This is a genomic window from Brevundimonas lutea, from assembly GCF_003704105.1.
Classification (GTDB): Bacteria; Pseudomonadota; Alphaproteobacteria; order Caulobacterales; family Caulobacteraceae; genus Brevundimonas; species Brevundimonas lutea.
Genome location: NZ_QUOQ01000002.1, coordinates 469,024 through 491,845, shown reverse-complemented (window position 1 = coordinate 491,845; position 22,822 = coordinate 469,024). Strand labels below are relative to the sequence as shown.

The window sequence follows — 22,822 nt, the reverse complement described above, 5'->3', positions numbered from 1 at the left end:
ACTCACTTAACGGAAACTCGGTAACGACGCTATTCGAAAATCAGACGATCTCTTCGCCCGGCTTCAGTCCGCCCTCCAGCAGACACCTCCACACGCTCTCGGCGTCGTCGGCATAGGCGAACAGGTCCATGTCCGAGGCCTTGACCATGCCGTGCTCGATCAGGGCGTCGAAATTGATGACGCTGGTCCAGTAGGCGCGATCGAACAGCACGATGGGGATCGGCGGCGCCTTTCCGGTCTGGCGCAGGGTCAGAAGCTCGAACAGCTCGTCCAGGGTGCCGAACCCACCCGGAAACACCACCAGCGCATTGGCGCGCATGGCCAGATGCATCTTGCGCATGGCGAAGTAGTGGAAGCGGAAGGTCAGCTCCGGCGTCGACCAGGCGTTCGGGTATTGCTCGTGCGGCAGGGTGACGTTGAAGCCGACCGAGGGCGCGCCGGCCTCGTGTGCGCCCTGGTTGGCGGCCTGCATGATGCCCGGGCCCCCGCCGGTGGCGATGACATTGTCGCGCGGCTGACCCGGCGAGCCGCGCAGCGCTCCGCCCCTCTCCGAGGCGATCTTTCCGAACAGCCGCGCCTGCTCGTACCAGAAGGCGTGGCGGCCCTCGCCATCCGCGCCCACCCGCGCCGAACCGAACACCACCAGGGTCGAACGCACGCCCCAGGCCCTCAGCGCCTCCTCGGCCTTGGCGTACTCCATCAGGAAGCGAACCCCCCGCATCGAGTCGCCCATCAGGAAGTCCGGATCGGTCGCCGCCAGACGGTAGGACGGCGACTTCAGATGAGCCTCGAGCCCCGGAGGAACGGCCGTCGCCTCGTAGGTCATCCCCGCGCCCGCTCCACCTCGTCGACGAACGGATTGGCGCGCAAGGCGGCCATGATCAGCGTGGCGTGACGGGCGTCGGCGACGTCGAGATCGATCTCGACGTCGAAGAAGTCGTGCTGGCGACGGGTCATGATCAGGTTGAGGATGTTGCCGCCGGCCTCCCCGATCAGGGTGGCGACCTGCCCCAGGACGCCCGGCGCGTTCCTCATGGTGGCGACGATCTTGGTGGTGGCGACGGCGTCGTGCTGGGCCTGAGGCGTCCACTGCAGGTCCATCCACACCGAATCGTCGTCCGAGGCGTCCGCCAGGCGGTTGCAGTCGATGGTGTGGACGGTCAGGCCCTGGTCGGCCTCCAGCACACCGATGATGCGGTCTCCCGGCACCGGCTGACAGCAGGCGCCGAAGTGGATCACCACACCGGGCGTCAGTCCCGAGCCGCGCACGAACAGGCGCGCGTCCGTTCCATCCTCGATCCGCCGCCGGCCGCTGTTGGCCACGCCTGCGCCCTTCAGCCCTGGGAACAGGATTTCCACGACCCGCGTCGCCGAGATACGCCCGCGACCGATGGAGTCATAGAGATCCTCCTCCCCCTGCAGCACCAGGGTTTCGAGGGCGGGCGCCAAAGCGACGTCGGCCAGCACCTTGTCGACCCGCGCGAAAGCCTGTTCCAGCGTCGCCTTGCCCAGTTTCTGGAACTCGTCGCGCTCGCTGGCGCGGATGAAGCGGCGGATGGCGGCGCGGGCCCGGCCGGTGATGGTCAGATTGCGCCAGTCGCTGGGCGCCTCCTTCTTGGAGCCGCGCACGATCTCCACCACGTCGCCGTTCTGCAGCAGGGTGCGCATCGGCTTCAGCTCGCCGTTGATCTTGGCGCCCACCGCCGTGTCGCCCACCTCGGTGTGGACCGAATAGGCGAAGTCCAGCGGCATGGCCCCGCGCGGCAGGGTGATCAGCTGTCCTTTCGGCGTGAAGACGAAGACCTGATCCAGGTACATCTCCAGCTTGGCGTGCTCGACCCAGTCTTCGCCGCCCTCGCCTTGCTCCATCACCTGCACGAGGTGCCGCAGGGTCAGCAGCGGATCGCGCCCGCCGTCCTTCTCCATCCCTTCACGGTCGAAGCCATAGGACTTGTTCTTGTAGCGCCAGTGCGCCGCCACCCCGTCCTCGGCGACCCGGTTCATCACCTCGGTGCGGATCTGCATCTCGATACGCAGGCCGCCGGGCCCGACCACCGTGGTGTGCAGGCTGCGGTAGTTGTTCGACTTGGGGGTGGAGATGAAGTCCTTGAAGCGCTCGGGCACCATCGGCCATTCGCGGTGGATGACGCCGAGCGCGCGGTAGCATTCGTCCTCGTTCTCGACGAGCACGCGGAAGCCGTAGATGTCCGACAGGGCAGAGAATCCCACCGACTTCCTCTGCAGCTTCCGCCAGATCGAATAGGGCGTCTTCTGCCGGCCCAGGACCCGCGCCTGGATGCCGGTGTCGGACAGCACCTGCTCAACCTCCTCGGCCACCTTCTCGACCGCGGCGCCGTGCTCCAGCTTCAGCGCGTCGAGGCGCCGCTGAATGGCGGTGCGCGCCGTCGGGTTGAGATGCTCGAAGGCTAGCTCCTCCAGCTCGGAGGCGATGGAGTGGATGCCGATCGACCGGCCCAGCGGCGCATAGACCTCAAGCGTCTCGCGGCTGATCCGCTCGCGCTTGTGCGGCTTGACGAACTGCAGGGTCCGCATGTTGTGCAGACGGTCGGCCAGCTTGACCAGCAGCACCCGGACATCGCGGCTGATGGCCAGGATGAACTTGCGCAGATTCTCGGCCTGCCGCGTGTGCTCGGCCTGCATCTCCAGCCGGCTCAGCTTGGTCACGCCCTCGACCAGCTCGGCCACCTCGTCGCCGAACATCTGGGCGATGTCGGCCTTGGTCGCCGACGTGTCCTCGACCACGTCGTGCAGCAGGGCCGTGACGATGGTCGCGGTGTCCAGCCGGTAGTCGGTCAGGATGCCGGCGACCTGGATCGGATGGGCGAAATAGGGATCGCCCGAGGCCCGCATCTGCGAGCCGTGCATCTTCATCGCATAGACATAGGCCCGGTTGATCAGGGCCTCGTCGGCGGTCGGATCATAGGCCTTGACCGCATCGACCAGCTCGAACTGGCGCAGCACGCGGCTCTTGGGCGCCGGCGCGGCGTGGTCCGGTGTTTCGGGCACGGCGGGCCGCACGACGACGCTGGCGGGCGCCGACGCGGGGCCGGTTTCGGGTTGTGCTGGGGCGGGCGGCGTGGCGGCCCGCGCCGTTTGGAGGTCTACGACGGTGGCGGAGGCCCTCGTCAGAAGCGCTCCTCCTGGCCGCCGTCCCGGTCGCTTTGCAGCGCGCGGATCAGGTCGGCCTCGGCCATGTTCATGTGCTGCGGCTGGGCCAGCAGGGCGACGGTCTCGGCCTCGTCCTCGGCTTCGGTGCGCTCGTCGACGCGCTGCAGGGTGACGACCACGCTCTCGGTCAGCTCGTCCGGCTTGACGGTGTCCTCGGCCAGTTCGCGCAGGGCCACGACCGGGTTCTTGTCATTGTCCCGATCGATGGTCAGGGCGGCGCCGTTGGCGATGCTGCGGGCGCGGTGACCGGCCAGCAGAACCAGACCGAAACGGTTCGGAACCTTCTGAATGCAGTCTTCGACAGTGACGCGGGCCATGGACTTCCTTCGGGACTCGGGAGCGGGGAGAACCGCACAAAATACAGATTGATCGACGATTGTGCAACGCGGCAGCGGCGGAAGTTTGGCGATCAGCCCTTGCGCGCGCAGATCACCACGCCCCAATCTCGCGAAGTTCCCGCACAAGATCGTCCGGCAGGTCCGTCTCGCCGGCCTGGCTCAGGTCGGCCGGCACGTCCTTGTCGAAATAGCGCCAGCCCTGGAACGGCCGCCGCGCCAGCGGGGCCGTGCGGATGACGCGAGCCTCCAGAATGATCTCGCAGCGGCTGGCCCGCCCCTCGCCGATCGTCTTGATGTCCAGCACCGGCTGGCGGCAGCCGACCACGCCCTTGACCACCCAGTACAGCGATCCGCCGTCCTCGACCTCCCGGGCGCGCTTGGGTGTCATCCGGGTGTGGACGGTCAGCGGCCCGCCCCTGGCGGCGCGACGCTCCAGCCATTCGACGTCCGGCACGCCGACGCCCAGCTTGATCAGATTGAGGGACATGAAGCGCGCTACCTAGTCGCCCGCCCCGGCCCGCGAAACCCCTTCACCCCCGCCGCGTCAGCATCCAGTCGACACTGGCGCGCAGCAGGTCGGCGTCCTCGCCGAACGGATCGAGGTGGCGCTTGGCCTGGGCGGTCAGGTGGGTGACCCGCTCGCGCGCGGCCTCAATGCCCAGCAGGGTGACGAAATTGGTCTTGCCCTGGGCTGCGTCCTTGCCGCCGGCGGCCTTGCCCATCTCCTCGGCCGATCCCTCGGCGTCCAGCAGGTCGTCGACGATCTGATAGGCCAGGCCGATGTCGTGGGCGAACATCATCAGCGCCTGACGGTGCTCATCGCGGGCATGGGCGATGATCAGGGCGATCTCGAAGGCGTACTGGAACAGCGCCCCGGTCTTCAGCCGCTGCATCCGGGCCACCCCGCCCAGATCGTCGCGCACGCCCAGCAGGTCGATCATCTGGCCCCCGGCCAGGCCCCGCGCGCCTGACGCATAGGACAGCCGCCGCGCCAGTTCGCAGCGCACGAACGGATCGTCGTGGGTTTCGATGTCCAGAAGGATGTCGAAGGCGGCGGTCTGCAGGGCGTCGCCGGCCAGCACCGCCGTGGCCTCGTCATAGGCGCGGTGCAGGGTCGGCCGACCGCGCCGGATGTCGTCGTCGTCCATGCACGGCAGGTCGTCGTGGACCAGCGAATAGGCGTGCACGCACTCCAGGGCGCAGGCCGCGCGCAGCACCGGCTTCTCGTCCAGATCGAACAGCCGCCCGGCCTCCAGGGCGAAGAAGGGCCTCAGACGCTTGCCGGGCCCCAGGGCCGCATAGCGCATCGCCTCGGTCAGCCGCGATTCCGGCCCGTCCGCGCGCGGGAGAAGTTCGTCCAGCGCCACCGTCACCAGATCGGCGACCTCGGCCACCCGGTCCAGCACCGCCTGCTCCGGCGAATTGGCGGCGATCAGGTGCTGGGGCGGAGCGGCGGCGGCGCTCAAAACAGCCTCCCGCCGACCACGGCGTCACGATCGACTCCGGTCAGAACCACCTCGCCGTCGGCGTCGGGAAAGCCCAGGGTCAGAACCTCGGACATCATCGGCCCGATCTGGCGCGGCGGGAAATTGACCACCGCCGCCACCATCCGCCCCTCCAGCTGATCCAGCGTGTAGTGCCGGGTGATCTGCGCCGAGGATCGCTTCACCCCGATCTCGGCCCCGAAATCGATGGTCAGCCGATAGGCCGGCTTGCGCGCCTCCGGGAAGGGCTCGGCCCTGACCACCCGGCCCAGCCGGATGTCGACCTTCAAAAAGTCGTCGAACGAAATCGTCGCCGCCGCCGGTCCCGGCGTCGCGGCGGACATCAGCCGAACTCCGCCGGCTCGACGCCGCGGGGCTGCCCGTCCGAGCCGACCACGATCTTCTCGACCCGAAGTTGCGCCGCCTTCAGCCGCGCCTCGCAATGGGCCTTCAGCGCCGCGCCCCGCTCATAGATCTCGATCGAGCGTTCCAGCGGGACTTGCCCGCGCTCCAGCTCGTTCACGATCGTCTCCAGCTGCGCCAGCGCGTCCTCGAAACTGAGGTCGGCGGGAATGCCAGCGGCGGGGGTCGGGGCGTCGGTCATCGCCGTGACCCTAGTCAGCCCCAATGCCGGGAGCAACGGGGAACCGCGCTCTCATTCCAGACTTCGCCGCGTCCCGGCGTCGCGCCCGCCCCGACGGTTGAGTTTCCATGCTACAAGACCCATCTGCGCCCCTTCGCAGCCTGGACCCCTGATGTACGACGCCGACGACGAACTGCTGACCCGCACCCACGCCATCCGCACCTACGCGCCCGAGGATTTCGAGGGCATGCGCCGGGCCGGGCGCCTGGTGGCCGAGGCGCTGGACATGATCGCCGCCGAGGTGAAGCCTGGGATCACGACCGGCCGTATCGACGACCTGATCCGCCAGTTCACCTATGACCACGGCGGCCTCCCGGCCTGCCTGGGCTACAAGGGCTACACCAGGACCACCTGCACCTCGATCAACCACGTCGTCTGCCACGGCATTCCCGGCGACAAGGTTCTGAAGGACGGCGACATCGTCAACATCGACCACACGGTGGTGGTCGATGGCTGGCACGGCGATTCCAGCCGCATGTACGCCGTGGGCCAGATCAATCCCCGCGCCCGCAAGCTGATCGACGTGACCTATGAGAGCCTGCGCATCGGCCTGGAGCAGGTGAAGCCCGGAAACACCTTCGGCGACATCGGCTACGCCATTCAGAAATATGTCGAGGGCCAGCGGATGTCGGTGGTGCGCGACTTCTGCGGCCACGGCATCGGCCGCATCTTCCACGACAGCCCCAATGTCCTTCACTACGGCCGGCGCGGCGAAGGGGCGGAACTCAAGCCCGGCATGTTCTTCACCGTCGAGCCGATGGTGAACCTGGGCAAGCCGGCGGTGAAGATCCTGTCCGACGGCTGGACCGCCGTGACCCGCGACAAGTCCCTCTCGGCCCAGTGCGAGCATTCGGTCGGCGTGACCGAGGATGGCGTCGAGATTTTCACCGCCAGCCCGGCCGGACTGTTCAGGCCGAACTGAGGTCGATAACGTCGCCTCGGACGCGAGGGGCGATGCCGGACGACACACCCAAACCCGTAGCCAAGCCCCACCACGCCGGCCATCGCGAGCGGCTGCGTGAACGCGCGCGCTCGGCGGGCGTGAACCACCTTCCCGACTATGAACTGCTGGAGCTGTTCCTGTTCCGCAGCCAGCCCCAGGGTGACGTCAAGCCGATCGCCAAGGCGCTGCTGGCGCGGTTCGGCTCGCTGGCGGCGGTGCTGGGGGCCTCGGTCGAGGAACTGATGACGGTGCGGTCCGAAGACGCGCGCGGCCGGATCAAGGGCGTCGGGGCCGAGACCGCGCTCGATCTCGTCGCCCTGCACGAGGTGGCGCGCCGGGTGGCCAGGGAGCCGGCGACCAAGCGGCCCGTCATCTCGTCGTGGACGGCCTTGGTCGCCTATGTACGCGTCTCTCTGCAGCACGAGCCGCGCGAGCAGTTCCGGGTGCTGTATCTCGACAAGAAGAACCAGCTGATCCTGGACGAGACCGCCAATCGCGGCACCGTCGATCATGCGCCCGTCTATCCGCGCGAAGTGGCCCGCCGGGCGCTGGAGGTCTCGGCCTCGGCTCTCATTCTGGTCCACAACCACCCGTCGGGCGATCCAACCCCCAGCCGCGCGGACGTCGACATGACCAAACAGGTGGTCCAGGCCGCCCGTTCGCTGTCCATCGAGGTGCACGACCACCTGATCGTCGGCCGCGACGGCGTGGCCAGCCTCAAGCAGCTGGGCCTGATGTGACCGGGCCGAACCGCCGCACCGCCATGGGTCTCGGCCTCGGCGCCGCCGCCGGATTGGCGACCGCGACGCCCGTGCTTGCAGACGACCGACGCATCGTCATGGTGTCGACCTGGGACTTCGGCGCCGCGGCCAACGCCGCCGGCATGGCGGCGCGCGCCAGGGGCGGCTCGGGGCTGGACATGGTCGAGGCGGCGGCCCGCGTGGCTGAGGCGGACATCAGCAACAGCTCGGTGGGCCTGGGCGGACTGCCCGACCGCGAAGGCCGCGTCACCCTGGACGCCGTGATCATGGACGACCGGGGCGGGCTCGGCGCCGTCTGCGCGCTGGAGGACGTCGTCCACGCCATCTCGGTGGCCCGGCGGGTCATGGAGAAGACGCCGCATGTCATTCTTGTCGGCCAGGGCGCGCGCGATTTCGCCCTCGCGGAGGGGTTCGAGACCACAAACCTGCTGACGCCGGAAGCCGAGGCCGCGTGGCGCGCCTGGCTGGTCGAAAGCCGCTATGAGCCCCGCGCCAACAGCGAGAACACCGACTGGCGCGCCCGCCGCGACGGCCGTCCCGGCGACGCCTCGGATCACGACACCATCGGTGTGCTGGGCATCGACTCCGACGGTCGACTGGCCGGCGCCTGCACCACCTCGGGCATGGCCTTCAAGATGCGCGGCCGGGTGGGCGACAGTCCCATCGTCGGCTCCGGCCTCTATGTCGACGCCGAGGTCGGCGCGGCCACCGGGACCGGTGTCGGCGAGGAAATCCTCCGGGTCTGCGGCGCTCATTCCGTGGTCGAGGCTATGCGTGGCGGCGCCGACCCCGAGACGGCATGCCGCCTCACCCTGGAACGCCTGGTCCGCCTGCGCGGCGCCGCCCTGGGCGACAGCCAGGTGGCGCTGCTCGCCCTCGGCCGCGACGGCCGTGCCGGCGGGTTCGCCCTCAGACCCGGCTTCACCTTCGCCGCCACCGATGCTGCGGGCCGCACCGAGGTCCGCTCTGCTCCCGCCCTGTTCCCCGAGACCTGAATGACCACCATCGAGACGTCCCGCCTGATCCTGACCCCCGTGGCCGTGACCGACTTCGAGGACCTGGCGCGCCTGTGGAGCGACGCCGACTTCACCCGCCACATCATGGGACGCGGTCTGTCGGAAGAAGAAGTCTGGTTTCGCCTGCTACGCGATCTGGGCCACTGGTCGGCGCTCGACTACGGCAACTGGTCCATCCGCCTCAAGGGCGACGGCGCCTATGTCGGCAGTGTCGGCGTGCTGGATTATCGCCGCGACCTCGATCCGCCCTTTGACGCGCCCGAGCTCGGCTGGGGCGCGGCGCCGGCCTTTCAGGGTCAGGGTCTGGCCAGCGAGGCGCTGCGCGGCGCCCTGGCCTGGTGCGATGATCGGCTCAAGGCGCCCCGAACCGTGTGCATGATCGCGCCGGAGAACGCGCCGTCCGTCCGCATGGCCGAACGCGCTGGTTTCCTGCGTTACGCAGAAGCGACCTATAAAGGCGCCCGGGTCGATCTGTTCGAAAGGCGCGCCTAGCGGTGGGCGCCAAGGTTAGAAACCGTCGTCAGGCAGCGTGTAACTCGGCGCTATCCAGTAGAGGATGCCGTCTTGGTTGAAGCCCGGGGTCCAGCCCCCGCCCTTCCACGCCAGCGATCCCATGGGCTCCATGCGGACTTCACCGCCGGGGCGAATATCAGCTTCGACAAAGGGATCGGTCCAGCGGATGTCCACCAGGGGCGCGTCCGGCTGACCGGCCACGGCCGACATCGCTCCGCCAGTCTCGGTCTGATTCGCAGCCTGCGTGGGATGGCCTCCGCCTGACGAACGGTCGGCCGAGTCCGGCATGACATTGGGAAGGAAGTCGTCCCACTCAGAGAACGGCGTCGCGAGGGAGGGCGGCGCCGCGGCGCCCATGCCATCCGCGATCGGCGCGGGAGCGTCGCCGGCGTCGTACAGGACTTCCGACCACTCGAAGTCGAACGCGCCGCGCGAAAGGACGAGATCGCCGATGCTGGACAGCCCATAAGCCATGCGAAATGACCCTCCTCCCGATCCGCCCACTTTAGCGGAACAACGTCGTGCGTTGCAACCGGTGCTCGCGCCGTCAGCGCCGTCAGGATGTCGCGCCCGCCTCCCATTCCAGGAAGTCTGGCTGACTCAGCAGGGTCTCGATATAGGCTAGCGCCGTCCCGTCGTCGCCCAACGCCTCCAGGCTCCACCCGTAGTGACGTATGCGCGCCGCCACCGGGGTGAAGAAGGCGTCGGCGATCGACCACTCGCCAAACATATGGGGTCCGCTCGCTCCGAATCGGGCCCGCGCCTGGCTCCACAGATCGATCAGCCGCCTCAGGTCCGCCGCCACCGCCGCCGACGGCCTGGTCTCCGCGCCCCAGTCGCCGACCATCGGGTGATCCGGTCCCATGCCGCCCTCGGTCCTCAGGGCGGCGAAGGCGGAATGCATCTCGCACACCGCCGCCCGGGCCATCCAGCGCGCATGGCTGTCCGACGGCCACAGGCCGACGCGAGGATAGCGCTCCTCGGCCCACAGCGAGATGGCCAGCGAGTCCCAAATGGTCTCGCCCTCGACCTCCAGCACCGGCACCTTGCCTGAGCCGGTGTGGCGCGCGATGCCCTCGGCCGTGTCCGGCCGGTTCAGCGGCACGATCACCTCCTCGAAGTCGGCCCCGCAGCGCTTCAGCACCAGCCAGGGACGAAGGGACCAGGTCGAATAGGCCTTGTCGCCGAGGATCAGTCGCATGATCGCCTCCAATGAATCGCCAGCCGCCGACATACCACGCCCGGCCTTTACCCGCGCCCGTCTCCGTCGCAGGGTTCGCGCCGCCGATCGACCCGAGGAATTCCCAGCATGCGTTTCGCCCTACTCGCCGCCACCGCCCTGATACTCATGCCGGCCGCTGCCCTGGCCCAGGAGGCGACGCCCGCCCCGCCCGCCGAAGTCGCCGTCATTCCCGGCCTGGTCGCCCAGGTTTCGGCCGATCGGATCGAGGCCGACATCCGCACCCTGGTCGGCTTCGGCACCCGTCACTCGCTATCGGAGACCGAGAGCGACACCCGCGGCATCGGCGCGGCCCGCCGCTGGGTCCATGCCGAGTTCGAGCGCATCTCGGCGGCCTGCGGCGGCTGTCTGGAGGTGATGTACATCGGCCGCGAATACACCGGCGAACGGGTGCCCGACCCGACGGAAATCATCAGCGTCGTCGCCATCCAGCGCGGCACGGCCGACCCGAACCGCCACGTCCTGATCGGAGGCCACCTGGACAGCCGAGTCACCGACGTCATGAATTTCACCGACGACGCGCCCGGCGCCAACGACGACGCCTCGGGCGTGGCCGGGGCCATCGAGGCCGCGCGCGTGCTCAGCACTCAGCGCTTTCCCGGCTCCATCGTCTATGTCGCCTTCTCGGGCGAGGAGCAGGGGCTGGTCGGCGCCCGCTTCGTCGCCGAGCACGCCCGCGAGCAGAACTGGCGGCTGATCGGCGTGCTCAACAACGACATGATCGGCAATATCCGGGGCATCACCGGCGCCATCGACAACGGCACGGCGCGCATCTTTTCCGAGGGTCCGCGGGTCACCGAGAGCGAGACCGAGGCCCGCCAGCGCCGCTTCACCGGCGGGGAGATCGACAGCCCGTCGCGCAATTTGGCCCGTTACATCGACGGCGTCGCCGACCGCTACATCGCCAATCTCGACACCCAGCTGGTCTATCGGCTGGACCGCTTCGGCCGGGGCGGCGACCATCGCTCGTTCAACGACCTGGGCTTCCCTGCCGTCCGCGTGATGGAGACGCTTGAGAATTACGACCGCCAGCATCAGGACCTGCGGACCGAGAATGGCGTGGCCTATGGCGACGTCATCGAAGGCGTGGACTTCGACTATGCGGCCAAGCTGACCTCGCTGAACGTCGCGGCGCTGGCGGCCTTGTCTCTGGCCCCGCCGCCGCCGGCCGATGTGACCATCGAGGGCGCGGTCAGCGCGGACACCACCCTGAAATGGAGCCTGCCGTCCGCCCAGCAAACGCCCAATCTTGCCGGCTACCGAATCTATTGGCGCGAGACGACCGCCCCCCAGTGGACCCACAGCCGCTGGGTCGGCCGGGTGGCCGAGCACACTCTGGAGAACACCATCATCGACAACTACGCCTTCGGGATCGCCGCGGTCTCGACCGACGGCGCCGAAAGTCCGGTTGTCTTCCCCGGCGCGGCCGGCTCGTTCGGCGGCTACTGAGCCGCGCGCCCCTCCGCCCAGGCCTCCTGCGGCGTGCGGTGGAAGCGGCGGCGAAAGCGGGCGCGGAAGTCGGGGCTCTTGGGCGGAAAGGCCCAGTGGCGCATGGCCGCGTCCGCGTTGGCGAACCGCCCGGCGCGCAGATCGGCCTCCAGCGCCTCCATGCGCCGGTCCTGCAGATAGGGCCGCGGCTCCAGGCCCAGCGCCGTAAAGGCGGCGATCACCGCGTCCAGCGGCCGCTCGAGCCGGTAGGCCGCCTCGCCGAAGTCCATGCGGCGCGGGCAGGCGGCCAGCATTTCGGCCACGCAGGCCTCGACCAGGGCGCGCGCCTCGGCCTGCCAGTCCTTGTCCCCCTCGCTCAGCCCGACCGCCGTCATATCACCGGATTAGCGCGCGCTTCGGACGGAGCGATGACGGCCTGATGACGGATTGATTTCAGCGCCGCCGGCTTGACAGCGGCCGGGCCCCGTTTCACTGTGCCATCATGTTGAAACACGCGGACAAGAACCGCCCGGCGGATGCCGGAGCGGACGGTCTCTATCGGGCCCTCCTCGCGCTCGAGACGCCTGAGGAGGTCGAAGCCTTCCTCAAGGATCTCTGCACCCCCGCCGAGGTGCGCGCCTTCGCAGAGCGGTGGGAGGTGGCGCGTCTGCTGGACGCCGGGGGCAAGTCCTATCGCGAGATCGCGGTCGAGGCCCAGGCCAGCCCGACCACCGTCGTCCGCGTTGCCCGCTTTCTGAAAGAGATGCCGCATCAGGGCTACCGCCTGGTGCTGGACCGTCTCAAGGCCTGACCCCCTCCCCCTGAAAGTCTGATCTCATGAGCACCGTGAAGGGCCGGCTCCGCATCGCCGTCCAGAAATCCGGACGCCTGTCCGACCGCAGCCTCGACCTCGTCCGCGACGCGGGCCTGCGCGTGGTCAAGGGGACCAACGACCTGCTCTACCGGGTCGAGAACTACCCCATCGACCTCTTGCGGGTCCGCGACGACGACATCCCGACCTTCGTCGCCGACGGGGTCTGCGATCTGGGCGTGGTCGGCGAGAACGTTCTGGAGGAAGGCCGCAACGGCGGACCGGTCGCAAAGGTGGTGATGCCGCTGGGCTTTGGCCGCTGCACCCTGAAGATCGCCGTGCCGCCGACGCTCGACTACACGGGGCCGACCTCGCTGCAGGGCCGCCGCGTCGCCACCAGCTATCCGCGCGTGCTCACACGCTGGCTGGGCGATCAGGGCGTCACCGCCGACATCGTCACCATGCGCGGCGCCGTCGAGGTCGCCCCCCGGCTGAAGCTCGCCCACGCCATCTGCGACCTGGTCTCGACCGGGGCGACCTTGGAGGCCAACGGTCTGCAGGCGCGCGAGACGGTGCTGGACAGTCAGGCCGTCCTGATCCGCTCGCCCGTCGCGCCGGATCCGGAACTGGCGGACCTGCTGGACAGCATCATCGAGCGGATGGCCGGTGTGGTCGCCTCCCAGGGCGCCAAATACGTCATGCTCAACGCCCCGCGCGCCGCGCTGGATCAGATCACCGCCATTCTGCCGGGCGCGGGTTCGCCCACCGTCATGCCGCTGTCGGGCCGCGACGACGCCGTCGCCGTCCACGCCGTCTGCCAGGAGGCGGTGTTCTGGGAGACGCTGGAGAAGCTCAAGGCCGTCGGCGCCTCGGCCATCCTGGTCCTCCCCATCGAGAAGATGATGTGATGCGCCAGATCGAGTGGTCATCGCTGGATGGACAGGGACGCCTCGACGCCCTGGCCCGGCCCACCCGTCGCACGGACGGCGAGGTCGCCGAGATCGTCGCGACCATCTTCGCCGAGGTCGACCAGCGCGGCGGCGCGGCCGTGGCCGACTGGGCCGAGCGCATCGACGGCGCCCGCCCGCGCCGCATCGCCATCACCGATCAGGCGGTGGCCGAGGCCCGCGCCGCCCTGCCGCCCGCCGACACCCGCGCCCTGCGCGTGGCGGCTGAAAACGTCCGCGTCTTCCATCAGTTTACCCGCCCGGAAGACAGCGCCTGGGTCGAAACCACGCCCGGCGTGCGGTCGCGTCTGGTCTGGCGGCCGATCCGCTCGGCCGGCATCTATGTGCCCGGCGGCACGGCGCCGCTGTTCTCGTCCCTACTGATGCAGGCCATCCCGGCCCAGGTGGCGGGCGTCGGCGATCGCGTGGTGGTCACGCCCCCGACCCGGGACGGCGGCGTCCACCCGGCCATGATCGTCGCCGCCGGCGAGGCCGGTCTGGACGCGATCTGGCTGATCGGCGGGGCCCAGGCCATCGCCGCCCTGACCTTTGGCGCGGTGCTGGACGACGGCGAGATTCCGGCCTGCGACAAGCTGTTCGGACCCGGCAACGCCTTCGTCGCCGAGGCCAAGAAGCAGGCCTCGACCCTGACCGGCGGCCCGGCCGTCGACATGCCCGCCGGGCCGTCCGAGCTGATGGTCATCGCCGACCGCGACGCCGATCCCGAGATCGTCGCCGCCGACCTCCTCAGCCAGGCCGAGCACGACGCCGACGCCCAGGTCATCCTGGTCTCGCCCAGCCGCACGGTGATCGCGCAGACGATGGCGGCGGTCGAACGCCAGCTGGAGACCCTGCCGCGCGCCGAGATCGCCCGCGCCTCCCTGGCCGAGGCCCGTGCCGTGCTGGTGGCCGATCTCGCCGCCGCCGTGGAGGTCGCCAATCTCTACGGCCCCGAGCACCTGTCGCTACAGGTCGAGGACGCCGAGGCCCTGGTCCCGGCCCTGACCGCCGCCGGCGCCGTGTTCGTCGGCCGGTGGGCCGCCGAGACCCTGGGCGACTACGCCGCCGGCCCCAGCCACGTCCTGCCCACCGACGGCGCCGCCCGCACCCTGGGCGGCCTGACCACCGCCAGCTTCATGACCTCCATGTCGGTGCAGCAGGTCACGCAAAAGGGCGCCCAGGCCCTCGCCCCCATCGCCGCCCGCCTGGCCCGGCTGGAAGGGCTGGAGGCTCATGCGCGGGCGGCCGATCTGAGGATGGCGCCATGACCCTGACCAATCTGCCCGCTCCCTTCGCGCCGCTGGTGTCCGGCGGCGAGGGTCTGGAGCGCTATCCGGGATCGGGCGCGGCGCTGGCGGAGCGCATGGCCGCCCTCTACGGCCAGCCGGTCGAGCGCATCTTGCCGGTGCGCGGCCTGACCCACGGTCTGGAGCTGGTCTTCCGCCTCGCCGCTCGCGACGGCCTAGCCGTCGAAGCCCCCGACGCCGAACCCTTCCTGACGCTGCGCCGCATCTATCCCCTCACCTCTCCGCGCCCGCAGGGGCGGGGGGAGGACAGGCGGCGCGAGCCGCCAGGAGGGGGCGTCGCCGCCGTTGTGATCCGCGCCACCGGAACGACGGACGCTCTAGCCGAGATGGCCGAGCGCGTGGCCCCGGCCCTGCTGGTGCTCGACGAAGGCCTGATCGAGTTCGCCGACACCCCCTCCGCCGCGCCGCTGGTCGCCGATCACGCCAATCTGGTGGTGCTGCGCAGCCTGTCGATGGCCTACGGGCTCGCTGGCGCGCGGATCGGCGCCGCCATCGCTCAACCCCACACCCTCGGGCGACTGTCCGAGGTCATGGAGCCTTATGGCCTACCTGAACCCTCGGTCCGTCTGGCGCTACAGGCGCTGGACCCCTCGCGCCTGATCGAGACCCGCGAGCGAATCGCCTCCGTCCGCCGCGAGCGCGACCGCTTGGTCCAGGCGCTCGAACGCCTGATGCCGATCGAGCCCGGCGTCGGTCCGGTGATCACGACCCGTCCGTCCGACCTTGAGCGTGTGACCCAGGCCCTGGCGCGCTTTGGCGTCGCCTCCGACGGCGCGGGAGGCTGGCTGCGGCTGCCGGTGTCGGCCGTGGCCGCCGTCAACGATCGCCTGCTGGCCGCCTTCGATCTGGCTGCTCCCGCGCGCGCCCACCGCGTCGGCGCCGTCACGCGAGACACCAAGGAGACCCGCATCGTTTGCGCCGTCGATCTGGACGCGCCCGGCCCCGTCGCCATCTCCACCGGCGTCGGCTTCTTCGATCACATGCTGGAGCAGATCGCCGCCCACGGCGGCTTCTCGCTGCGCCTCGCCTGCGAGGGCGATCTGCACACAGATCCGCACCACACCATCGAGGACTCGGCCATCGCCTTGGGCCAGGCTTTGAAACAGGCGCTGGGCGAGCGGCGCGGCATCGCCCGCTACGGCTTCGTCCTGCCGATGGACGAGGCCCGCGCCAGCGTCACCCTGGACCTGTCCGGCCGGCCCTATCCGGTGTTCGAGGGGTCGTTCGACACCCCCATGATCGGCGACTATCGCACCGACCTGACCGCCCACGTGTTCCGCTCCCTGGCCGAGCACCTGGGCGCCGCCATCCACGTCTCGGTCACCGGCGACGACGACCACCACAAGACCGAGGCCGCCTACAAGGCCTTCGGCCGGGCGCTCCGCCAGGCCATCCGCGTCGAGGGCGAAGCCGTGCCGAGCACCAAGGGGGTGCTGTGACGGTCGCGGTTCTCGCCTACGGCGCCGGCAATCTCGCCTCGGTCCAGTTCGCGCTGGAGCGCTTGGGCGCGAGCCCTCGCATGGTCTCCACCCCGGATGAGATCGCCGGGGCCGAGCGGCTGATCCTGCCCGGGGTCGGCGCGGCCGGCTACGCCATGGCGCGACTGGAGGCCTTGGGTGTCACAGAGGCGATCCGCGCCTTTACGCGCCCCCTCCTGGGCGTCTGCCTGGGCCAGCAGCTGCTGTTCGACAGTTCCGAGGAGGGCGACGTCCCGCTGCTCGGCCTCATCCCCGGCCGCGTGGTCCAGATGCGGCCCGCACCCGACCGCCCCGTGCCGCACATGGGCTGGAGCCGCCTGACCCGAGAGCGCCACGACCCGCTGCTGGAGGGCGTCGAGGACGGCGCCTACGCCTATTTCGTCCACGGCTTCGTCTGCCCCGACGGCCAGGCCACCCTGGCCCGCGCCGACTACGGCGGTCCCATCCCGGCGGTCGTCCGCCGCGACAACCGCTGGGGCTGCCAATTCCACCCGGAGCGCTCGGCCGAGACCGGCGCGCGGGTGCTGAAGAACTTTCTGGAGCTGCCCGCATGATCCTCTACCCCGCCATCGATCTGCGACACGGCGCCTGCGTGCGGCTGATGCACGGCCGGTTCGACCAGGTGACGCGCTACGACGATCACCCCGCCGCCCGGCTGGCCGCCTTCGCCGCCTCGGGCGCCGAGTGGGCTCACATCGTCGATCTGGACGGCGCCGAGGCGGGCCGCGCCGTGCAGCACCCCCTGATCGGCGAGCTGGCGTCCTCGGTCGCCATCCGCATCCAGGCCGGCGGCGGCGTCCGCTCCGAGGACGATGTCCAGGCCCTGCTGGACAATGGCGCGACCCGCGTTGTGGTCGGGTCGCTCGCCGTCAGCCAGCCCGACACCGTCGCCGGCTGGCTGGAGCGGTTCGGGGCCGAGGCCCTGACCCTGGCCATCGACGTCCGGCCTGACGGCGACCGCTACGTCCCCGCCCTCAAGGGCTGGACCGAGGCGGCCACGGTCGATCTGTGGGCCGCGCTGGACCGGTACCCGCCCGGCCTGGCCCGCCACCTGCTGGTCACCGACGTCAGCCGCGACGGCGCCCTGACCGGGCCGAACCTCGACCTCCTGGCCCAGATCATCCGGCGCCGCCCCGATCTCGATGTCCAGATGTCCGGCGGCGTCTCGGGGCTTCAGGACATCGCCGAGGGCCGCCGCATCGGCTGCGCCGGCGCCGTGATCGGTCGCGCCCTCTACGAAGGCAAATTCACCCTCGACCAGGCCCTCGCGGCATGACCGCCCGGCGCATCATCCCCTGCCTCGACGTCAAGGATGGCCGCGTGGTCAAGGGCGTGCGCTTTCAGGGCCATGCCGACATGGGCGATGCTTCGGAGCTAGCTCGCCGCTATCGCGACCAGGGCGCCGACGAGCTGGTCTTCTACGACATCACCGCGAGCCCAGAGGGCCGCACCCTCGACTACGCCTGGGTCCGCGACATCGCCCGGGCGCTCGACATCCCCTTCTCGGTGGCCGGAGGCATCCGAACCAACGATCAGGCCGGCCGCTGCCTGGACAGCGGCGCCGACAAGGTCTCGATCAACTCCCCGGCCCTCGAACGGCCCGACCTGATCGCCGAGATGGCCGACCGGTTCGGCCGCCAGTGCGTGGTGGTCGGCGTCGATTCCCGACGCGAGGGCGACGACTGGGTGGTGCATCAGTACACGGGCGACCCCGACGCGAGCCGGAGATCCGGTCGCCGCACCCTGGACTGGATCGTCGAGGCTCAAACGCTCGGCGCCGGCGAGATTGTGCTCAACTGCATGGATCAGGACGGGGTCCGGCGCGGCTATGACATCGAACAGCTGAAGGCCGCCCGGGCCCGGCTGACCATCCCCCTGGTGGCCTCGGGCGGGGCCGGCTCGGCCCGGCATTTCCGCGACGCCTTTGTCGAGGCCGGCGTCTCCGGCACCCTGGCCGCCAGCGTGTTCCACACCGGAGCGCTCACCATCGGCGCCCTCAAGACCGAGCTCGCCCGCGAGGGCGTGGAGGTGAGACCATGACCCTCGACCCCGACAGCCTCGACTTCGAAAAAGGGCATGGCCTGATCCCCGTGGTGGTGCAGGACCACGCCACCCTGCAGGTCCTGACCCTGGCCTACATGGACCGCGCCGCCCTGGACGAGACCATCCAGTCGGGCGAGGCGACCTTCTTCTCCCGCTCGCGCGGCGGCCGGTGGAGGAAGGGCGAGACCTCGGGCAACCGGCTGAAGGTCGTCTCGATCACGCCTGACTGCGACGCCGACGCCCTGGTCCTGACCGTCCGGCCGCTGGGCCCGGCCTGCCACCTGGGAACGACCAGCTGTTTCGGAGACGCTGACGCCCCCGGCCTCGGAACCCTGGCCCGCCTGGAAACCACCATCGCCGCCCGCGCCCAGGCCGATCCGGCCGAGAGCTGGACCGCCCGCCTGCTGGCCGAGGGCCCCAAGCGGGTGGCCCAGAAGGTCGGCGAGGAAGGGGTGGAGACGGCCCTGGCCGGCGCGGCCGGACCCGACGAGGAGCTGACCGCCGAGGCCGCCGACCTGGTCTATCACCTGCTGGTGCTGCTGCGCGCGCGGGGTCTGGCGTTCGAGGACGTCCTTGCGGTGCTGCGCGCCCGCGCGCGCTAGTCTGTGGGCGGCGTCGCCGGCTGCCACAGCTCGATGGCGTTGCCCTCGGGATCGTGGATGCGGGCGAACCGGCCGATCTCCGGCATGGTGTCCCATTCCGCCTTCTGGATCACCTCGATCCCGGCGGCCCTGAGCGAGGCCATCAGGCCATCCAGGTCATCGACGCGCAGATTGATCATGAAGGCCTTGTCGGCGGCGAAATAGTCGCTGTCGGCCTTGAAGGGCTCGAACACGGTGGGGCCCGCCTGCTGGTCCCAGACCCAGACACCCTCGGGCGCGCCGACGCCCAGATGCTCCAGCCACCAGGCCTTCAGCGCCTTGGGGTCCTGCGATCGAAAGAAGAAGCCGCCAATACCGGTCACGCCCATCGTTGATCTCCCTCCTCCAGCCGCGGCTCCACACCCAGGCAGTCCGCCAGCTGACGCAGTCGCTTGCTCACGGTCTCTCCGCCCAGCACGCTCGGCGTGGCATGGGAGAGGCTGACCGACCCATCGCCCAGTCTCAGGCGGGCGCCCTCCAGAACCCGCGGCGAGCGGGCCGAGAGGTCCGAGCCCAGCCGGATGGCCAGGCCCAGGACGCGGGCGCGGTGGATGCCGGCTTCCGAAAGAACCCGCTGGGCCAGGCGCGGATCGGGCGTTGCGGCCCCCCCGCCGTGCCGGGCGTTTATGACCCCGGCCAGGAACACCCGCTCGGCATGGCTCTGTCCGGCCAGGGGCACCCTCAGCACCTGATCGAAGGCGAGATCGCTGCGATGGTCGGGATGGAAGCGGCCGCCGATGTCGGCGTACAGGCAGGCGGCCCGCGTCAGGACGGCGTCGCGCTTGGCCCCAAACACCGGCGGCAGGCCGTCCGTCACCCCGACCACGAACCCGTGCAGGGCGTCGGGCAGCCCGGGCGACACGCCCTGGCGCGCCGCCAGCACCGCCGCCCCCGCCAGCAGGGGATCGCTGTCCGGGTCCAGGTCAAGTCCATCGACCAGCACGCCTTCGCGCACGCCCCAGGCCGAAAACGTCACCGTCTCGATCCCCAGCGCCTCGATCAGCCCCTCCAGCACCAGGGCGGCGACCGGCAGGGTCTCGGCCCGGCGTCGCGACACGCCCGGAAGCTTGTCGAGGGACGCCTTGGACTGACGCCCCACCACACCCGCCACCTCGCGCGCCTCTTCGGCGGTCATGGCGTACTGGTGCACGATCTTCAGCGGATAGTCGGCCGTGGCCATGTGCAGCTGCGCCAGGCTGCGCCACGCGCCTCCGACGGCGTGGAAGCCCGGCCCCGCGAAGTCCCGCGCCACCGGGGCCAGGGTGCGGGCGATGGTCTTCCTCAGCCTGTCGGCGTCCACTCCCTTGCCGTTGGTCAGGGAGAAGGGCCCCAGCGGCAGGGTCACGCCCGTCTCGATCCGCCCGCTCCCGACCCGGCTCAGCTCAAGACTGGCCCCGCCCAGATCGCCCACAACGCCCCGCGTATCGGGCGCTCCGGCCACCACGCCCCGGGCCGAGAAGCGCGCTTCTTCCTCGCCCGACAGCACCCGGACCTGAAGGCCGGTTTCGGCGGCGACGCGTTCGACGAAGGCCGGGCCGTCCTCGGCGTCACGCACGGCGGCGGTTGCGAACACATGCAGGGCCGAGGGCTTCATGGCCCCGATCAAACCGGCGAACCGGGTCAGGGCCCGCAGCGCCGTCTCGACCCCCTCCTCCGACAGTTGACCGCTGCCGGCCACACCCCGGCCCAGGCCCGCCAGCACCTTCTCGTTGAAGATGGTCCAGATCGCGCCGCCCTCGATCCGATAGACGGCCAGGCGCACCGAGTTCGATCCGATATCGACGACCGCGACCTCGCGCGTCTCCTCGACCGACGGGCTCATAGTTCCAGCGTCTTGGGCAGGGTCTTCACCTTGCGGCCACGCCCGGACAGGCTGGGGTTGGTCATGAAATACTGGTGCGCCGAGAACGGCGTCTCGCCCGCGCGCGGCTGGACCCGACGATACGCCCCGTCCGGGTCCAGCAGCCAGCTCTGGGTATCGTCCTTCAGATTGGCGACCATGATCTGATCCAGCACCTGATCGTGCACCGTTGCGTTCAGCACCGGCGTCATCAACTCTACCCGGCGATCCAGGTTGCGCGGCATCCAGTCGGCCGAGGAGATGTACAGTTTCGCCTTGTCATGCGGCAGGTCGGCTCCGTTGGCGAAGCAGACGATTCGGCTGTGCTCCAGGAACCGCCCGACGATCGAGCGAACCCGAATGTTCTCGCTCAGCCCCTGCACTCCGGGCCTCAGACAGCAGATGCCCCGGATCACCAGTTCGATCCGCACGCCCCACTGGCTGGCCCGGTACAGGGCGTCGATGATCTCCGGATCGACCAGCGAGTTCATCTTGGCCCAGATCGCCGCCGGCTTGCCCTGCGACGCCGCCGACATCTCCTTGCCGATCAGACCAAGCAGCGTCGACTTCATGTTCAGCGGCGAGACGACCAGCGCCTCCAGATCCTCCGGCGTCGCATAGCCGGTGATGTAGTTGAACACCTTGGACGCGTCGCGACCCAGAACCGGATTGCAACTGAACAGGCTGAGGTCGGTGTAAATTCGCGCCGTCACCGGGTGATAGTTGCCGGTGCCGAAGTGGCAATAGGTGCGCAGCGCCTCGCCTTCGCGCCTGACCACCACGCTCAGCTTGGCGTGGGTCTTGTACTCCACGAAGCCGAAGACGACGTGGACCCCCGCCCGCTCCATCTGCCGCGCCCAGCGCAGATTGGCCTCCTCGTCGAACCGCGCCTTCAGCTCGATCAGGGCGGTGACGTTCTTGCCGTTCTCGGCCGCCTCGATCAGGGCCGCGACGATCGGGCTGTCCTTGGAGGTGCGGTACAGCGTCTGCTTGATCGCCAGCACATTGGGGTCGCGCGCCGCCTGCCGCAGGAACTGAACCACCACGTCGAAGCTCTCGAACGGGTGGTGGATCAGCATGTCCTTCTCGCGGATGGCCGCGAAGATGTCGCCGGCGTTGTCACGCACCCGCTCGGGATAGCGCGGCTCATAGCCGGGGAACTTGTGCTCGGGATGGCCGCCGGGGATCAGCTCGGACAGCTGGGCCAGGCCCAACATGCCGTCGATCAGCACCACGTCCTGCGGCGCCGCGTTCAGCTCCTCGGTGATGAAGCCGCGCAGATCGTCCGGCATGGACGCCTCGATCTTGATCCGCACCACGTCGCCCAGGCGGCGTTGCTTCAGCGCCTCCTCGAACTCCATGACCAGATCCTCGGCCTCCTCCTCGATCTCGATGTCGGAATCGCGGATCAGGCGCAGCACGCCCTTCTCCAGCACATCGCAGCCTGGGAACAGGTGGTCGATGAACAGGACCAGCAGGCTCTCGAGGGTAATGAACCGGCGCTTCTTCTTCGAGCGCCCGTCGGTCGGCAGGGCCCAGAAACGCCTCACCTGGGTCGGCACGGGCACCAGGGCGTAGAGGGTGCGGTTGTCCCGCTGGCGACGCAGCTTCAGCGCCAGCGAGAAGCCCAGGTTGGGCAGGAAGGGAAACGGATGCGCCGGGTCGATGGCCAGAGGCGTCAGCACGGCGAACAGCTGGCTGAGGAACTCCGGCTCCAGCCGCTCGCGCTCCAGCGGCGTGATGGCGTCCGGCCCGACGATCTCCAGCCCGATCCCGGCCATGGCCTTGCGCGTCTCGCGCCAGCAATCCTGCTGCTCGTCCATCAGCGCGCTGGCGGCGGCGTTGACCCGCTCCAGCGTCTCCTCGGGCGTAAGGCCGTCGGGCGAGACCACGCGCAGCCGCTGGCGCACCTGGCCTTTGAGCCCCGCCACCCGGGTCATGAAGAACTCGTCCAGATTGCCGGCCGAGATGGACAGGAAGCGCAGCCGCTCCAGCAGCGGATGGGCCGGATTGGCCGCCTCCTCCAGCACCCGCGCGTTGAAGGCCAGCCAGGACAGTTCGCGATTGAACAGCCGCTCGGGCGAGGCGATCAGGTCCTCGTCCAGCCGCAGTTGCGGCGCCCGCGAGGGCGGCACCTCGGCTCCGGTGCGGGCGTCGATGGCGACGGCGTCGGTCATGCTTCCAGCCTTGTGGCGGGTCG

General features: G+C 69.8%; 26 protein-coding genes. 13 read left to right on the top strand and 13 right to left on the bottom strand.

Annotated elements, in window-relative coordinates; all coding sequences use genetic code 11:
• Positions 1–40 precede the first annotated feature (40 nt).
• The 7 genes from EES48_RS02545 to EES48_RS02515 form a co-directional block, all read right to left on the bottom strand.
• A complete protein-coding gene (locus EES48_RS02545; protein ID WP_122464795.1) occupies positions 41–826 on the bottom strand; it encodes an LOG family protein in 786 nt (261 codons plus the stop codon).
• Positions 823–3,027: a RelA/SpoT family protein gene (locus EES48_RS02540; RefSeq protein ID WP_276309575.1), complete on the bottom strand. Its 2,205-nt coding sequence runs from the start codon at positions 3,025–3,027 to the stop codon at positions 823–825. The genes EES48_RS02545 and EES48_RS02540 overlap by 4 nt, the downstream gene beginning before the upstream one ends.
• 119 nt (positions 3,028–3,146) lie before the next feature.
• The gene (rpoZ, locus tag EES48_RS02535; protein WP_122464794.1) at positions 3,147–3,506 is read right to left on the bottom strand and encodes a DNA-directed RNA polymerase subunit omega; all 360 of its coding nucleotides are present in this window, start codon (positions 3,504–3,506) and stop codon (positions 3,147–3,149) included.
• 112 nt (positions 3,507–3,618) lie between these two features.
• Positions 3,619–4,014 carry a DUF1489 family protein gene (locus EES48_RS02530; RefSeq protein WP_122464793.1) on the bottom strand — a complete coding sequence of 132 codons (396 nt, stop codon included), beginning with the start codon at positions 4,012–4,014 and terminating at the stop codon, positions 3,619–3,621.
• A 43-nt stretch (positions 4,015–4,057) separates the two neighbouring features.
• Entirely contained in the window at positions 4,058–4,933 is an 876-nt protein-coding gene (locus EES48_RS02525) for a polyprenyl synthetase family protein (protein ID WP_122465100.1), read from the bottom strand.
• A 56-nt stretch (positions 4,934–4,989) separates the two neighbouring features.
• On the bottom strand, positions 4,990–5,355 hold the full coding sequence (locus EES48_RS02520; protein ID WP_122464792.1) for a tRNA-binding protein: 366 nt from the start codon (positions 5,353–5,355) through the stop codon (positions 4,990–4,992).
• Positions 5,355–5,615 carry an exodeoxyribonuclease VII small subunit gene (locus EES48_RS02515; RefSeq protein WP_122464791.1) on the bottom strand — a complete coding sequence of 87 codons (261 nt, stop codon included), beginning with the start codon at positions 5,613–5,615 and terminating at the stop codon, positions 5,355–5,357. Before EES48_RS02515 ends, EES48_RS02520 begins: the two co-directional genes overlap by 1 nt.
• Positions 5,616–5,766: 151 nt before the next feature.
• Here EES48_RS02515 and map point away from each other — a divergent pair, with 151 nt between their 5' ends.
• The 4 genes from map to EES48_RS02495 are packed head-to-tail and all read left to right on the top strand — an operon-like array spanning position 5,767 to position 8,866.
• Complete coding sequence (gene map / locus EES48_RS02510; protein ID WP_122464790.1) at positions 5,767–6,576, top strand: type I methionyl aminopeptidase; 810 nt, start codon at positions 5,767–5,769, stop codon at positions 6,574–6,576.
• Between the two features lie 32 nt (positions 6,577–6,608).
• Positions 6,609–7,337, top strand: coding sequence for a RadC family protein (radC, locus tag EES48_RS02505; protein WP_122464789.1), 729 nt, complete (start codon positions 6,609–6,611; stop codon positions 7,335–7,337).
• Complete coding sequence (locus tag EES48_RS02500) at positions 7,334–8,353, top strand: glycosylasparaginase (protein ID WP_205679326.1); 1,020 nt, start codon at positions 7,334–7,336, stop codon at positions 8,351–8,353. Before radC ends, EES48_RS02500 begins: the two co-directional genes overlap by 4 nt.
• The gene (locus EES48_RS02495; protein WP_122464787.1) at positions 8,354–8,866 is read left to right on the top strand and encodes a GNAT family N-acetyltransferase; all 513 of its coding nucleotides are present in this window, start codon (positions 8,354–8,356) and stop codon (positions 8,864–8,866) included.
• A gap of 15 nt (positions 8,867–8,881) precedes the next feature.
• Here EES48_RS02495 and EES48_RS02490 read toward each other — a convergent pair whose 3' ends face one another.
• Both EES48_RS02490 and EES48_RS02485 read right to left on the bottom strand, forming a co-directional pair.
• Positions 8,882–9,361: a hypothetical protein gene (locus tag EES48_RS02490; RefSeq protein ID WP_122464786.1), complete on the bottom strand. Its 480-nt coding sequence runs from the start codon at positions 9,359–9,361 to the stop codon at positions 8,882–8,884.
• A gap of 82 nt (positions 9,362–9,443) precedes the next feature.
• The gene (locus EES48_RS02485) at positions 9,444–10,088 is read right to left on the bottom strand and encodes a glutathione S-transferase (protein ID WP_122465099.1); all 645 of its coding nucleotides are present in this window, start codon (positions 10,086–10,088) and stop codon (positions 9,444–9,446) included.
• A gap of 108 nt (positions 10,089–10,196) precedes the next feature.
• Between EES48_RS02485 and EES48_RS02480 the strand changes: the two genes are divergently transcribed.
• Entirely contained in the window at positions 10,197–11,576 is a 1,380-nt protein-coding gene (locus EES48_RS02480) for a M20/M25/M40 family metallo-hydrolase (protein WP_122464785.1), read from the top strand.
• Here the strand turns inward: EES48_RS02480 and EES48_RS02475 are convergent.
• Positions 11,570–11,950 (bottom strand): hypothetical protein, encoded by a 381-nt coding sequence (locus EES48_RS02475; RefSeq protein WP_122464784.1) that lies wholly within the window; start codon positions 11,948–11,950, stop codon positions 11,570–11,572. The two genes, EES48_RS02480 and EES48_RS02475, sit on opposite strands and share 7 nt — an antisense overlap.
• Positions 11,951–12,057: 107 nt before the next feature.
• Between EES48_RS02475 and EES48_RS02470 the strand changes: the two genes are divergently transcribed.
• The 8 genes from EES48_RS02470 to hisIE are packed head-to-tail and all read left to right on the top strand — an operon-like array spanning position 12,058 to position 18,743.
• Entirely contained in the window at positions 12,058–12,366 is a 309-nt protein-coding gene (locus EES48_RS02470; protein WP_122464783.1) for a YerC/YecD family TrpR-related protein, read from the top strand.
• A 26-nt stretch (positions 12,367–12,392) separates the two neighbouring features.
• Positions 12,393–13,274 (top strand): ATP phosphoribosyltransferase, encoded by an 882-nt coding sequence (gene hisG, locus EES48_RS02465; protein ID WP_122464782.1) that lies wholly within the window; start codon positions 12,393–12,395, stop codon positions 13,272–13,274.
• Positions 13,274–14,581 (top strand): histidinol dehydrogenase, encoded by a 1,308-nt coding sequence (hisD, locus tag EES48_RS02460; protein ID WP_122464781.1) that lies wholly within the window; start codon positions 13,274–13,276, stop codon positions 14,579–14,581. The genes hisG and hisD overlap by 1 nt, the downstream gene beginning before the upstream one ends.
• The gene (hisB, locus tag EES48_RS02455; protein WP_205679325.1) at positions 14,578–16,059 is read left to right on the top strand and encodes an imidazoleglycerol-phosphate dehydratase HisB; all 1,482 of its coding nucleotides are present in this window, start codon (positions 14,578–14,580) and stop codon (positions 16,057–16,059) included. Before hisD ends, hisB begins: the two co-directional genes overlap by 4 nt.
• On the top strand, positions 16,056–16,652 hold the full coding sequence (gene hisH, locus EES48_RS02450) for an imidazole glycerol phosphate synthase subunit HisH (protein ID WP_122464780.1): 597 nt from the start codon (positions 16,056–16,058) through the stop codon (positions 16,650–16,652). Before hisB ends, hisH begins: the two co-directional genes overlap by 4 nt.
• Positions 16,649–17,374: a 1-(5-phosphoribosyl)-5-[(5-phosphoribosylamino)methylideneamino] imidazole-4-carboxamide isomerase gene (locus tag EES48_RS02445; protein ID WP_122464779.1), complete on the top strand. Its 726-nt coding sequence runs from the start codon at positions 16,649–16,651 to the stop codon at positions 17,372–17,374. The genes hisH and EES48_RS02445 overlap by 4 nt, the downstream gene beginning before the upstream one ends.
• Positions 17,371–18,138 (top strand): imidazole glycerol phosphate synthase subunit HisF, encoded by a 768-nt coding sequence (gene hisF / locus EES48_RS02440; protein ID WP_122464778.1) that lies wholly within the window; start codon positions 17,371–17,373, stop codon positions 18,136–18,138. The genes EES48_RS02445 and hisF overlap by 4 nt, the downstream gene beginning before the upstream one ends.
• Positions 18,135–18,743, top strand: a complete 609-nt coding sequence (gene hisIE / locus EES48_RS02435; protein WP_122464777.1) for a bifunctional phosphoribosyl-AMP cyclohydrolase/phosphoribosyl-ATP diphosphatase HisIE — start codon at positions 18,135–18,137, stop codon at positions 18,741–18,743. Before hisF ends, hisIE begins: the two co-directional genes overlap by 4 nt.
• On the opposite strand, the gene EES48_RS02430 is transcribed toward hisIE, so the two are convergent.
• From EES48_RS02430 to EES48_RS02420, 3 genes are read right to left on the bottom strand one after another with little or no spacing between them, the layout of a single operon-like run.
• A complete protein-coding gene (locus EES48_RS02430) occupies positions 18,740–19,111 on the bottom strand; it encodes a VOC family protein (RefSeq protein WP_122464776.1) in 372 nt (123 codons plus the stop codon). The two genes, hisIE and EES48_RS02430, sit on opposite strands and share 4 nt — an antisense overlap.
• Complete coding sequence (locus tag EES48_RS02425; protein ID WP_122464775.1) at positions 19,102–20,604, bottom strand: Ppx/GppA phosphatase family protein; 1,503 nt, start codon at positions 20,602–20,604, stop codon at positions 19,102–19,104. Before EES48_RS02425 ends, EES48_RS02430 begins: the two co-directional genes overlap by 10 nt.
• A complete protein-coding gene (locus EES48_RS02420; protein WP_122464774.1) occupies positions 20,601–22,799 on the bottom strand; it encodes an RNA degradosome polyphosphate kinase in 2,199 nt (732 codons plus the stop codon). Before EES48_RS02420 ends, EES48_RS02425 begins: the two co-directional genes overlap by 4 nt.
• Positions 22,800–22,822: the final 23 nt, after the last annotated feature.